General features: G+C 70.0%; 15 protein-coding genes and 1 pseudogene. 5 read left to right on the forward strand and 11 right to left on the reverse strand.

What is annotated here, in order from left to right:
- The 10 genes and pseudogenes from ACFXMF_RS42995 to ACFXMF_RS43040 form a co-directional block, all read right to left on the reverse strand.
- Positions 1 to 90: pseudogene (locus tag ACFXMF_RS42995) on the reverse strand (DNA primase); the annotation flags it as partial.
- Complete coding sequence (locus tag ACFXMF_RS43000; RefSeq protein WP_380018087.1) at positions 87 to 1,142, reverse strand: DNA cytosine methyltransferase; 1,056 nt, start codon at positions 1,140 to 1,142, stop codon at positions 87 to 89. The pseudogene ACFXMF_RS42995 and the gene ACFXMF_RS43000, both read right to left, overlap by 4 nt.
- Before the next feature lie 161 nt (positions 1,143 to 1,303).
- Complete coding sequence (locus ACFXMF_RS43005; RefSeq protein ID WP_379991804.1) at positions 1,304 to 1,642, reverse strand: hypothetical protein; 339 nt, start codon at positions 1,640 to 1,642, stop codon at positions 1,304 to 1,306.
- 93 nt (positions 1,643 to 1,735) lie between these two features.
- The gene (locus ACFXMF_RS43010) at positions 1,736 to 2,194 is read right to left on the reverse strand and encodes a hypothetical protein (RefSeq protein WP_379991803.1); all 459 of its coding nucleotides are present in this window, start codon (positions 2,192 to 2,194) and stop codon (positions 1,736 to 1,738) included.
- Positions 2,195 to 2,360: 166 nt separating this feature from the next.
- A complete protein-coding gene (locus ACFXMF_RS43015) occupies positions 2,361 to 4,442 on the reverse strand; it encodes a hypothetical protein (protein ID WP_379991801.1) in 2,082 nt (693 codons plus the stop codon).
- Between the two features lie 11 nt (positions 4,443 to 4,453).
- Positions 4,454 to 4,867: a plasmid transfer protein TraA gene (gene traA / locus ACFXMF_RS43020; protein ID WP_379991800.1), complete on the reverse strand. Its 414-nt coding sequence runs from the start codon at positions 4,865 to 4,867 to the stop codon at positions 4,454 to 4,456.
- A 103-nt stretch (positions 4,868 to 4,970) separates the two neighbouring features.
- Positions 4,971 to 5,276 (reverse strand): hypothetical protein, encoded by a 306-nt coding sequence (locus tag ACFXMF_RS43025; RefSeq protein WP_379991799.1) that lies wholly within the window; start codon positions 5,274 to 5,276, stop codon positions 4,971 to 4,973.
- Positions 5,273 to 6,217, reverse strand: coding sequence for a DUF2637 domain-containing protein (locus ACFXMF_RS43030; protein ID WP_379991798.1), 945 nt, complete (start codon positions 6,215 to 6,217; stop codon positions 5,273 to 5,275). Before ACFXMF_RS43030 ends, ACFXMF_RS43025 begins: the two co-directional genes overlap by 4 nt.
- A complete protein-coding gene (locus ACFXMF_RS43035) occupies positions 6,214 to 6,495 on the reverse strand; it encodes a DUF6303 family protein (RefSeq protein WP_379991797.1) in 282 nt (93 codons plus the stop codon). The genes ACFXMF_RS43030 and ACFXMF_RS43035 overlap by 4 nt, the downstream gene beginning before the upstream one ends.
- Positions 6,492 to 6,812, reverse strand: coding sequence for a hypothetical protein (locus tag ACFXMF_RS43040; protein ID WP_379991796.1), 321 nt, complete (start codon positions 6,810 to 6,812; stop codon positions 6,492 to 6,494). Before ACFXMF_RS43040 ends, ACFXMF_RS43035 begins: the two co-directional genes overlap by 4 nt.
- Positions 6,813 to 7,248: 436 nt before the next feature.
- On the opposite strand from ACFXMF_RS43040, the gene ACFXMF_RS43045 reads away from it, so the two are divergent.
- From ACFXMF_RS43045 to ACFXMF_RS43065, 5 genes are all read left to right on the forward strand, one after another.
- Positions 7,249 to 7,596 carry a GntR family transcriptional regulator gene (locus ACFXMF_RS43045; protein WP_379991795.1) on the forward strand — a complete coding sequence of 116 codons (348 nt, stop codon included), beginning with the start codon at positions 7,249 to 7,251 and terminating at the stop codon, positions 7,594 to 7,596.
- A gap of 533 nt (positions 7,597 to 8,129) precedes the next feature.
- Positions 8,130 to 8,894 (forward strand): AAA family ATPase, encoded by a 765-nt coding sequence (locus ACFXMF_RS43050; protein ID WP_379991794.1) that lies wholly within the window; start codon positions 8,130 to 8,132, stop codon positions 8,892 to 8,894.
- A 137-nt stretch (positions 8,895 to 9,031) separates the two neighbouring features.
- Positions 9,032 to 9,484 (forward strand): guanylate kinase, encoded by a 453-nt coding sequence (locus ACFXMF_RS43055; protein WP_379991793.1) that lies wholly within the window; start codon positions 9,032 to 9,034, stop codon positions 9,482 to 9,484.
- Positions 9,481 to 10,317 carry a DUF1932 domain-containing protein gene (locus ACFXMF_RS43060; protein ID WP_379991792.1) on the forward strand — a complete coding sequence of 279 codons (837 nt, stop codon included), beginning with the start codon at positions 9,481 to 9,483 and terminating at the stop codon, positions 10,315 to 10,317. The genes ACFXMF_RS43055 and ACFXMF_RS43060 overlap by 4 nt, the downstream gene beginning before the upstream one ends.
- Before the next feature lie 474 nt (positions 10,318 to 10,791).
- Positions 10,792 to 11,808 (forward strand): NUDIX domain-containing protein, encoded by a 1,017-nt coding sequence (locus ACFXMF_RS43065; RefSeq protein WP_380021155.1) that lies wholly within the window; start codon positions 10,792 to 10,794, stop codon positions 11,806 to 11,808.
- A gap of 94 nt (positions 11,809 to 11,902) precedes the next feature.
- Here ACFXMF_RS43065 and ACFXMF_RS43070 read toward each other — a convergent pair whose 3' ends face one another.
- A complete protein-coding gene (locus ACFXMF_RS43070) occupies positions 11,903 to 12,346 on the reverse strand; it encodes a nuclear transport factor 2 family protein (protein WP_360308681.1) in 444 nt (147 codons plus the stop codon).
- Positions 12,347 to 12,495: the final 149 nt, after the last annotated feature.

Below are 12,495 nucleotides of genomic sequence, written 5' to 3' on the forward strand. Positions count from 1 at the left end.
GTTCCCGAACGGGACCTTCCCCGCCCGCAGCGGGAGCACCGGTACCCCGATGTCGGCCAGTGCGAGGGCGGTCCGCAGGTGCGCGCTCATGCCGCCACCCCCAGGGCCGTGCCGTCGCCCGCGTGCCGATCCGCGAGCAGGAGGCGGAGCGCGGCGGCGGCCTGGGCGGGGACGACGCCGTTGCCGAGCGCGTGGAGCTGCGCGGTGCGAGACAGGCCGGGGACACCGGTGACGTGGCCCGCCGGGAGGCCCATCAGCCACTCGACGGCGACGGGATTCAGGCGTCCGAGATCGTCAGTTGGCCCGGGCGCGGGGCGGCCAAGGTGGCGCTCCCACTTCTCAATCGCCGGGGCGTAGTGGCCCCATTGATCGTCGGCGCCACGTCCCGCAGGTTCACCGACCGGCCCTTGTCCCTGCGCTCCTGCGGGGGCTGCGAGCCGTGTACGTCCCGGGTGTTCGGCGTCGGCAGGAGTGAGACCGCCGTCCGCAGGTCCGGGCCGCCGTCCCCGTGCGAACCCGCCCCGTTCGCGTCCGAGGCGCGTGGTGTCGGCAGTGTCTGCACGACGTTCGGTAGGCCGTCCTCGAAGCCCCTGCCGCGGCTGTCCCTCGCGCGCGGGGTCGGCAGGCCAGGCGATGACGAAGAGTCGTTCGCGTCGGTGGGGAGCGCCGACCTCCGATGCGCGTACACGGCACCAGCGCGCATCGAACCCGAGGCGGGCAAGGTCGGCGAGGACGTCGGCAAACCCAAGTCGAAGGTGGTTTGAGACGTTCTCAAAGACCGCGAGTCGGGGTCGTAGTACGCCGAGGGCGGTGGCGATGTGGGGCCAGATGTGACGGACATCGGCGGTGCCCTTTCGTCGGCCGGCGACGCTGAACGGCTGGCAGGGGTACCCGCCGGTGACGACGTCGACCGGCTCGACCGCGGCCCAGTCGACGGCGGTGATGTCCCCGAGGTTGGGGACGGTGGGCCAGTGGTGGGCCAGGATCGCGCTCGCCCCGGGGTCGTTGTCCGCGTGCCACACGGTCTCGCCGCCGAGCACGGCGCGCACGGCGTCGTCCAGGCCGCCGTAGCCCGTGCACAACGACCCGACGCGCGGGCCGTTCCCGGAGAAGGGGGGCGGATGGATGGTGCGTTGGTCCATGCTGGTGTTCTCCTGATCGCTCGTGTGTGAGGGAGCCGGGGCGACCGCCGGACTTGCAGGAAAGATGGTCGCCCCGGAGACGGTTCGGCGGGTGGGGAGCGGCCGATCGGCCGTCCTCCACGACCTCGGACGCGTGGTCCGGGGCCATGGGGGGCGGTCGGTCAGGCGACGGCGCCGGTGAGGGCGTCGACTCCGGCGTGGACGGCGCGGTCGGCGACCGGGGCGAGGGATGCGGCGATCTGGGTGTCGGAGAGCATCACGCCGCCGACGAAGGCGACGGTGGCGAGGAAGAGCACGCCTTTGCGGTGGGCGAGCATGAGGGCGAGGATCGCCACGACGATGCCGCTGCCGACGGTGACGGCGGTGCCCGCCGTGCCCGCCGGGTTCGGGGTCTTGCTGATGGTGTCGGCGTGGGCGGCGATCGGGGTGGCGAGGGTGAGCGCGGCGGCGGTCGCCGTGACGGCGAGGGCCTTGCCGACGAGCGCGAGCGTGGTGCGCATGGGGTCCTCCATGGAGGGATTCGGTCGGGCGGGTTCGTGCGCCCGCGACCGGCCCGCCCCCGCGAGGGGCGGGCGGATCGTGGGGGCAGGACGTCAGCCGACGACGTGCGCGATGACGAACAGGGCTGCGGTCAGGCCGAGTTGGAACAGGGCCGCGCGGATCAGCCGGTATTTGCGGGTGGCGATCTCCGACAGCACGGTCAACTCACGGGCGAGGGCCCGGGGTTGCTCCTGCTCTCCCACGGCGAGCAGGACGTCACCCATGTCGGCGTCGCGTCGGGCGCGAACGGACAGGGAGCCGCGCGGAGCGAGTACGAGCGCGAGGAGCACGGCGGCGGAGCCGAGCGTCAGCGCCGCGACGACGGCGGCCGGGCGCAGGTGGATGCCGCCCGTGGAGGCGGCGACGATGCCGACCCCGGCGAGCAGGACGCCGGCCTTCTGGTCGGCGGCGCGCAGGTTTCCGATCGTGTCGGCGATCCGGCGGTGCAGGGCTGCGACCACGTTCGGATCCAGGACCGGATCCGGGATGCCGGTGGTGGGGTCTTGCGTCATGAATGCCCCCTCGAATGATTACGGTGCGTGATGGTGTGCGGGCGTGGGTGTGCGCACGCGTGCGGGTGTGCGCACGGCCGAAAGTGCAGGTCAACGCGCGCGCGTGGGCGCGAGGGTTACCGGTGTGCACACGCGGTCCGCACGCGTGCGCACACCCGGATTGCTGTTACGCCGCGTAGTCCTCGTAGGCGTCGTCGCGGGGCACGATCAGCCAACTCCCGATCCTGCCGCCGGGGTTCTCGGCGACCTCCCGGCCGCTGTCGGCGAGATCGCGCAGGGACCGCGAGATCCAGCTCCGGGAGCGGCCGACGCGGGTCGCGGGGAAGTCCTTCGGCGAGCAGGTCGCCGCTCCGTCGTCGCGCAGTTCTTCGAGGATGAGCAGCATCTCGGCGAGGGCCTGCTCCGGGTCGCGGTCGCGGGTGGCGAACTCCGGCTCGGACACCTGCATGACGGCGCCGGGTTCCTCCAGGTCCGAATCGGGGTCGGCCTCGTCGTCCAGGTCGCTCTCGTGGTGGACCACGTACGGGCGTTCGTCGTCGTTCGACTCGGCGGCGGCATCGAGCGGTTCGGTGTCCACGGTTTCCGCCTCCCGGGGGTTCGCGGGCGTCTTCGGCCGCTCGGCGAGTGCGGCCCGCAACGGGCCCTGCCCGCGCGGTGTCTCGCCTGCGGCGTGCTTGGCGGCGGACGCCTTGTACGCCGCGTACCGGGGTCCGGCTGCGGTCGCGGTGACCTCGTCCACACCCTGTGGGCGTACCGACGCGTAGGCGGCCACGATGCGCCGAAGGTCGTCGGCCTCGGGCAGCCGGAAGACGCGGCCCGGCACCGCCCAGCGCTCGACCGGTACGCCGGGTGCCTGGAGGTAGAGGCAGCCGGGTTGGGTGTTGCCCCACACCTCGGGGGAGGCCCCGGCCTCTTTCGCGCGGTCGTCCATCATGAACGCCGCGTCCTCGTCGTCCTTCGCGCCGAAGATGAACGCGGTGCCGAACTGCGAGCGGACCTCGGTGGAGATGCCCGCGTACGACGCGCGCTGCAACGACACCGACAGGACCGCGCCCGCGCTGCGGGCCTGCTTGGCCGCAGTCACCAGGTTCGGGTGGTCGGCGACCGCCTCGTCGCTGGACTCCTCGAAGTGCACGAACAGCAGCGGGATCCCGTGCCTGGTCCAGCAGTCGGGCACCCACTGCTTGTAGCCGAGACGACCGAGCAGGTCGGCGCGCTTCTTGACCACGGTCACCAGCACGTCCAGCATCGCCCCGACCCCGGCCGGGGTGGTCTCGCACCAGTCGAGCCCGTGCCGGATGTCGCCGAGCGTCTGACGACCCTTGGACGGGTCGCCCACCCACGCGACCACATCCGACCGGGTCATGATCTCGGCCAGGACGATCACCATCGACTCGGACTTGCCCGCGCCCGTCATGCCCGTCTCGGCCATGTGCGACAACGGGCGCGGCTCGTCGCGGTCGTCGCTGCCCGGCAACCACATCTGCATGGGGCGGCCGTCCTGGTAGACGCCGAACCGGATCGGCCGCGCGATCGACTGCCCGGGCAACTGCGGCCCCGGGTAGGGGATCGCCTTGCGGAGCTGATCGGTCGGCGTCACCGACAACGACACCTTCGAGTAGTCGTCCCGGTCCGGGACGACCCGGATCGCCGCCGGGTTGGTGCGCATCGCACCGGCCAACTCCACGATCCGATCCTGCACGTCCTTCGGCGTCAACTCCCCCGGCGGAAGCTGAAGGTCCGCGTGGACCGCCCCGCCGACCACCTCGCCCTTGACGACCTGCGCACGGGCCAACCCGACCATGCCCAGCAGGCCGTCCGCGCCGCCCTCGGACGCGCTGTTGCGCAACCCGTGGCGAAAGTTCCACCACAACGACAGCCCCGCGCCGCCGACCACGTGAAGCAGGGCGACTTTCTCCGCGAACGGCCCGGCAACCGTGGCCGCCGTCAGGTACACGGACGCCGCACCGGCGGACACCGTGGCCATCGTCCGCAGCCGCGGCGACCGCTTGGACGCCTCCGACCACGCCGCCACCGTCACCCCCACCCCGGCCGCACCGATGATCGCGGTCGCCGCCGGGTCCGCCGCGAGCGTCGCGTGCCCGATCGCCCCGGGCACCACCAGCCCGGCCGTCACGATCCACGGCGGCAGCAGCGGACTCGCCTTGCTCGTCAAATGCTTGGCGGCCTGATCGACCGGGGCACCGGCCACCACCGCCGCCCGCGAACGCCTCGACTTCCTCGCCACGATCCCTCTCCTCACGCCTCGAACTTGAACGTCGGCTTGGCCTTCTGCTTGACCCCGGCGGCCTGCAACTCCGGGGCGTAGTTCTTCTGGAACGAGGCGTACGCCTTCGCCATCGACCCGGCCGCGTACCGCAACGCGTTCGCGGCGATCGTCAGGTGCCGCGCCACGTCCTTCGCCCGCCGACTACCGGCCCGCCCCGCCATCCGCGCGTCGACCGGGTGGATCTGCGACAGCACCGCCTGCAACTCCTCGGCGGCCATCGCGATCTCCAACGAGCCGTCCCGGCAGAACAACCTGCCCGCGTTGCAGTAGTCGCGGATGCTCTTGTTCGTCATGAACTCCGGGTCGCCCAGGATCTCCTGAGCCGACCCCTTGCGCCGACGCTGCTGTTGCTGCTGCTGGGCCATCAGGCCCTCCCTCGTCATCGCTGTGTGGGTGGTGAGCAGTTCGTTCGAGCAGGGTTGACCCCGCTTGCCCCGCACCCGGCCGCCGTTGTGCGGGTCGGGTGCGAGGGGAACCGGTCAGGGCTCAGAACAGTGCTTCGGTCTCGGAATCGGCCGCTCGAAGCACGCTCGCGGCCTTGCGTGCCGCGGTCGCCGCCGGGAGGTGGCAGCGCTGACACCAGGTCGTCAGCTCCGCCGGGTCCAGGCCGACCGCGACCGCGAGCGGCGTCGCGAGATCACGCGGCGCCACGATCAGTGCGTCGTGCCGGTCGCACCGGCCGCCGCTCTCCCTGTGGCGCTTGCCGCACTCCCCAGCGCACCCGCAGGTGCCGGCCTCACGTGCCAGGACCGCGTCCCACAGGGCACCGCCGACGATCGGCGGCCGGGTCACCGCGTACCCTCCACCAGACTCAACCGCCCGGCGGCCGGCCCTTCCCGCAACTCCTGATAGCGCGTGGAGACCCAACCGACAGACCAGCCGCACAACTCGGCGGCGGCCCGCACCGGGTGACCTTCCTCGAACGCGGCCCGCACCAGCGCGCGGGCGCGGTCCTCGGGCAACTTGCCCTCGGCCGGATCGGCCGACAACAGCTCCAACCGCTCACGCCGTTCACGCTCGGCGGCCTGCCGTTCACGGTGTTCATGCTCGGCGCGCCGCTGTTCATCCTCGCGTTCACGCCGCTCACGCTCGGCCGTCTCGGCCCGCTCCCGGGCCCGCTCCGCGTCGCGTTCCTCGCGACGCGCGCGCTCGGCGATCCCGGCGCGTTCACGCTCTATCGCCGCGTCGTGCTCACGCTGTTCACGAGCCACCCGTGCCTCGTACTCGCGCTCCTCACGTCGGGTCCGCTCGGCTGTCTCGCGACGCTCGAACTCGGCCCGTTCGCGCCGCTCGCACTCGGCGCGTTCACGCTCGTTCAGCGCGACCTGCGCCGCCGTGATCGCGCGCCGGTAGGCGAGTCCCGTCTCGGCGGTGACGATCAGCAGCAGCGGCGCGACCGCGTGAACCGCAGCCCCCACCATGTCCTTGCGCAACGCGCTCTCGGCGACGTTCAGGGCGAGGGTCATCGCGCCCGTCATCCACCGGAGCACGATCGGCCACGCGCCGCCACCCTCGCCCAACCGGGCCAAGGTGGCGTCCAGGCGCACCACGATCACCACGGCGGCATCGACCACCAACGGCAGGATCGGCGCGGTCCACGCCCACTCGGGCGGGGTGTGCGCGGCGGCCAACGGGGTGACCGTCAGCACCGAATAGAGCATCGCCCCGGCGACGATCGCCCACGTCCCCACGCTCAACGCCTGCTCCGCCGAACGCACTTGAGCGGTGTTCATCGGCCGCCCCCGTCCGCCGGACGGACCCGGATCGCAGCAATCAATCGCACCCGCGACGCGTCGTCACCGGGCACCTCGGCGTCCTCGGTCCACTCCCACTCGGCCCCGTTCGTGAACACGAACCCGAGCGCGTTCACCGCCCGTGAACGCTCCGCGATGGTCGGCACCAGCGCACCCCGGGGGAATCGGTGCTCCGGCCACAGGGACACCCGTCCCGGCACCGCCACGAACACCCGCCAACGCCCCTCACGAAACGACATCAACGCCTTGCACGTCATGCCGCCCGCACCTCCTCGAACCCGTCGAAGGTCTCGCGGGCCCGGCCGGCGGCCGAGTCGAGCAGGAGGGCGGCGCACACCGCAGTGCCCGAATCCACCGCCCACAGCGACGCGAACATGTCCTCGACGTGCCGGGCGAGTTCGCGATCGGTGGCCCACAGATCCGAGAGGATGTCCCGCGCCGCGTCCAACCGCGCCGCGCGCTCCTGCTCGCTCTCCCCGGGCTCCCCGTCGAACAACGCCCAGTCGACGCCGAGCGCCAACTCGGCGAACTCGGCGATCGTGGCCGCGTAGCGACCAGCGACAATGCTTCTCACGGTCGTACTCCTTGCATCGGAGGAACGACCCACGGGGCGACCGCTTCCCGGCAAGGATCAGCGGTCGCCCCGGCACACATCGGTGTGCCCCGTCTTCGGAGACGAGTGGTCATGACCCCCGACGCGCGTGTCATGCCGCGCACCGAGGACCAAAAGCACTCGTTTCGATCACTTTCGTCACACTGTTGAGTTCTCAAGGAACGAGCTGTCCCGGCGCTTACGGGCGCACGGCCGAAGCCGCCTTCCCTGGCAGGTCGCATGGATCTGACGTGCGTGAATCTGTGGCGCATCCGGCGAGTTGATCTGGAACAGAGCCGGTCTTGCGTCCGTTCTCAAAGAGTGCTCTTTGAGCACTTAGAGCGTCAAGTAGTTCGCTGAAGATTCTTTGGGAGATGTGGTGGACTTGGAGCTACAGGTGCCTACGAGGGGGACTGACGTGTCCGGAAGCGACGAAGCCGCCTACCGACAGATTGCTGCGAAGCTGAGCGCTCGGATCGCCGACGGAACGTACGGGCCGGACGACCAGCTACCGTCGCTCGCCAAACTCCAGGCCGAGTTTGAGGTGAGCAACACCGTGATCAAGAACGCGCTTGCGATCCTGCGCAACGAGAACCTGATCGTGGGCCGGCAGGGCAAGGGTGTATTTGTTCGACCGGATGTCGTTCCGGGGGCGGTTCGTGTGCCGGTGGATGTGGCCGTGTTGGCTGCCCAGGTCGCGCAGTTGCAAGAGCAGGTCGGCATCCTGACGGCGCGGGTCGCCGTCCTTGAAGACTCGGCTTCCTGACCTCTACCGCCGGGAAGCTCCGCATCCCTGGCACGTCCGTCCGCTGTTCGTCGTGACCGGGGGGAGGCTGCTACCGCAGTTGCCACACATCGGGTCTCCTTGATTCGTTGTCTGCTGACGCCCCCAATACAAGCGCTACTTACGGCAACTCTCCATCACTCATAGCTAATCAAGCGGACTAAACGAGCTTTCAACGAGTAGCTACACGGTTAGCTGCGCGATCTCCATCGGCCGATCATGCTGCTTATGATCGGGCTGACTGAAGCCTAGGAGGGGCAGTGACTCGGGGTCGAGAGGGTTGGAATTCCGAAAGCCTACGCAAAGCGCGAGAAGCATTGGGTCTCACTCAGGAAGATGTCGGACAGGAAATACGCGACATCTCCGAGCGGAATCGCTGGAATTTGGCAGCCAACTTCCAAACTCTCTCGGCTCATGAGACGGGCCGCTCGTACCCGGGTCCGCATTATCGGCGCGCCTACTGCCTCCTCTACAAGGCGACTGAACCTCAGCTCGGGTTCAGGAATCCATTGCCGATGGAGGAAGCACCGATGCCGGACCTGCGGCTAGAAATGCCGCCCACGGATTCTGACGAACGGGCGATCGAGTCGGCGCTGAGCATGGTCAAGGCTGGTGTGCCCGAAGCGTCTGCGTCCGAACTGAGAGGCCATGTGCTCGGGGCGTGGCAGCGCCGAAGGGGGCTTGCGACACAGGAGAGTTCTCCCGGCACCACCCTGACCATGGTTGGCGGTTACGCCGGGTCGGGGAAATCGGAGTTGGCAAGATTTCTCGGCACGCTCACGGGTTGGTCGATTCTCGACAAGGATTCGCTTACGCGGCCGATGGTCGAGCAGTTGCTAACGGCCCTTGGTGCCGATCCGTACGACAGGCATTCGAGCCTCTATGCCGAGCGAGTCAAGCCCCATGAGTACCGCTGCCTCATGGAATCTGCTTGGGACAACCTGGATTGCGGAATATCGGTAATTCTGGATGCGCCATTCGTGGCGCAATTCTCGGATCCGGATTGGATGCGGCGAGTCTTCAACAAGTGCCGATCAAAGCGCGTTACGCCGCTTATTATCTGGGTTGAATGTGACCCCGACTCGATGTACGAGTACGTCCAGTTCAGGGACGCACCTCGGGATGCGTGGAAGCTACAGAACTGGGACGTCTACTCTGCCGGTGTCGACCCGAAAATGCGGCCCGCCGGCCCGCACTACCTGGTGGACAACCGACACGGGGCAGCCGTTTCGCTCGCGGATCGGGCCCGCGATGCGCTCATGGGCGGTGGCAGGTGGTGAACCCGTCCGCCGTGGTTCTCTACGGCCCCCCTGCATCCGGGAAGGACACGGTCACAGCGGCCTTGTCCCGAGCGGACGCGTCGTTCGTGCACTTCCGGCGCTTGAAGGCCGGGCCGGGCCGTTCGTCCGGGTACCGCATGACGGACCCCGACACGTTGGCGGACCTGCGACGCGCTGGGCTCATCGTGCACGGCAACCGGCGTTACGAGGCGGAGTACGCGACGGATGCACCCGAGCTTGATCGCCTCACGGCAGATGGGCGGATCCCTGTCGTCCACGTCGGACAAGTGGAGGCACTGTCTGCACTTGCGGCGTACCCCGCCCACTGGACCCGGGTGCTGCTCTGGTGTTCTGAAGACGTCACCGCGAAGCGCTCAGCCAACCGAGGCGATTCCGACGGCGCCGCTCGACTGAAGGCGTGGACAGAGACCCACGCAGACCTCAAAGCGCACCCCAACGTGCTGTGGTCCCTGATCGTGCGGACCGACCACACGTCGCCGGACGACACCGCCGAACTGATCCGGCGGGCCGTGAGCGATAGGACACCGGATCGGTTCACCTCCGCTCACCTGCTTCAAGGAGCCACGTGACCACGATCGGAATCCTTCACCCGGGCAGCATGGGCGCTGCGGTGGCCGGTGAGCTGACCGGAAACGGGCTCACGGTCCTGTGGTGCGCGGCCGGCCGCAGCGCGGCGACCGAAGCGCGGGCGACCAAGTTCAACCTTGAGTCTGTCGAGGAGCTTGACGAGCTGCTCGATCGCAGCGCTTGTGTGATCTCCCTCTGCCCACCGGGAGCGGCGGAAGCGGTGGCCCGCTCGGTTGCCGATCGGCGATACGCCGGGCTCTACGTAGACGCGAACGCGGTGAGCCCTGAACGCATGGAACGCATGGCCGCACTCCTTGCGGACGGAGGCGCCACCGTGGTCGACGGGGGCGTGGTCGGTTCCCCGCCTTCCGCGACTCGGTCCCCTCGTCTCTACCTGTCAGGCTCGGAGGAGGGCGTGACGCGGGTCGCAACTCTGTTCGCCGACACCCGAGTACAGGCGAAGCGCCTTCCGGGCGGGATCGGGCAGGCGTCCGCCCTGAAGCTGTCGTTCGCGAGCTACCAAAAAGCGAGCAGGGCCCTGGCCGCCGTGGCTCATGCGATGGCAGATGAGTACGGGGTCGGCGCGGAACTTCTGGACATCGCCGAGCAACACTCCGGGCGCCACCTCGCCGACCTGGACTACACCGCCGACGTCGCCGCCAAGGCATGGCGCTGGGAGTCGGAGATGAGAGAGGTTGCCGCAGCTCTGGCGGCGGCGGGCCTGCCTACCGAGATGGCCATGGGTGCGGCTGCGGTCTTTACCCGGTGGGCGCCCGCCAAAGACGCCGAGCTTGAGCCGATCGAGGCGCTCAAGCAGCTTCGTGCCATCCCGTAGCTTCTTGGTAGGTGCTTCGGACCTGCGGAACCGTTGTGGAACGGCATCGTCAGTGCTCGTGGACGGCGTTGATCGGCGCAGGTCAGGGTGCTACAGGCTGGCCCCCTAGGTCTCGCTGTAAATCTGCCGGTGTATGCCTACGTTGGTTCGAACCCAACACCCGCCACACCGTGAAAGACGGCTTCTGACCAGAGGTTTTGGTCAGGGGCCGTTTTTTGTTGTCCGGGGGCGTGGGGGCGGCCGTCCGGGTGGAGCCTGGTGGACGGCGGGGGATGCCGCCGATGGGGTGAGCAGGGCGCCGAGGGCAAGTCGACGTGGATGGATGACGGCGAGGGCGCTCGGGTGGGTTCGGCGTCTCGGATATCCGGCGAAGGGCCCGACGGGTTGCGATTCGCCTTCGCGCGGGCGTCCGACGGGTCGGCCAGGATGGGAGCACGACGACTACGGGCGGACGCCACGGGGGAGCGGATGAGCGTGAACGGCAACGACGAATCGGTGTCGCGGGAACTGGTCGACTACTGCGCGACCCTGCCGGGAGCGCCCGTGGGCGCCTCGGTGCTGCTGCGCGATCGCCACGGCGGGCTCGTGGTGGTGGAGCCCAACTACAAGCCCGGTTTGGATCTGCCCGGCGGGATGGCCGAGGAGGGGGAGGCCCCGCACGAGGCCGCCGCCCGCGAGGTGCGCGAGGAACTGGGTCTGGACATCACCGTCGGCCGGTTGCTCGCGGTGTCCGCGACCTCGGCCGGGACGTTCGGGCGGGTCGTGCTCGACTTCCTCTTCGACGGGCCGACGCTGACCGACGAGCAGGTCGCGGCGCTGGCCCCGGCGGACGACGAACTGGACGCGGTGTACGTGCTCACCCCCGACCAGGCGCTGCCGCGCTTTCCCGGGCGGACCCGGCGGCGGGTGTCGGTGGCGTTGGAGGCGTACGCGTCGGGGGCCTGTCTGTACATGGTCGACGGGCGCGAGTACCGGCCGGCCAAGGAGCGGGTGTGGCACGAGGACGAGCCGATCCCGGCCGGCACCGCGGTCGGCCGGGCGGCGGGGTGGTTGTTCGACCCCGAGGGCCGGGTCCTGCTGGTCGGTGACCCGGACGGCGGGTACGCGCTGCCCGGCGGCGGTGCCGAGCCCGAGGACGCGGACGTACTGGCGACGCTGACGCGCGAGGTCGCCGAGGAGGCCAACGCGGTGCTCGGGAAGATCACCCACGTGGGCTACCTGTCCGATCCGGACGGCAGCGACGTCAGGTCCCGCAGCGCCGCCCGGATCGTCGCACTCGGCCCGCTCGCCCCCGACCCGGCGACCGGCTGGTCGTGGAGCCGCGCCCTGGTCACCCCGCGCCGTGCCGCCGCGCTCCTCAGCGGCGGCTACGACGCCCGCCTGCCCCAGGCCCTCGCCGCCCAGCGCATCGCCCACGAACGCCTCGGCGTCCCGATCCTGGACGACGACAGCCGAGTCGACGTCCCCCCGGCCGGCGTCACCTTCGAATAGCCACCGCGGATGCCGCCCGCCCACGCCCGCCGCCCGTGCCCGCTCGGCGCCGGCAGGCCGCCATGCCCACCGGCGCCCGCCACCCGTGCCCGCCCTAAAGCGCCCGGTTCAAGTGGTGGGTCAAGTCCCCCACGTAGTCGGTGATCATGTGGCGGCGAGTGAACCGCCAGCTCCCGTCGGCCCGTTCGAAGGTGTCGTGGTAGCGGCCGGTGAAGATCGGTTGCAGGGGGAAGTCGGGCAGGGACTGGAAGACCGTGACGTAGCTGCGGCACGTCCCGGTGCCCGCCTCGTCGTCCACGTCCAGGACCAGGTTCGTGGTCACGTGCCGGGTGTGCGGTGTGCCGTTGTCGGGGTAGCGGCGGGTCCACGCCTCGAACATCGCCCGCGCCCCCGCCGCGCCCGCGACCGCCGGTTCCCGGCCCTCGGAGGTGATCACCGCGTGCGCGAACAACTCGCCCACGCCCGCGTAGTCGCCGGCGTCGACGCGCTCGGCGTACAGCCCGATCAGATTCGGAATCGCGTGGTATCCGGACGACATGACGGCGGCCTCCCGACCTTCGACGCGTCGTGGGGGGGGGGCCCCCCCCCCGCGGCGGCCCGCCGCCGGCCCCCCCACGGCGCCGGCCCCGGGGCCGGGGGGGTTTAAAAAAAAAGACCAGGCCCCCCCAGAAACCGGGGAGGTAGGGG

It is taken from the genome of Embleya sp. NPDC059213 (genome assembly GCF_042754445.1).
GTDB lineage: Bacteria > Actinomycetota > Actinomycetes > Streptomycetales > Streptomycetaceae > Embleya.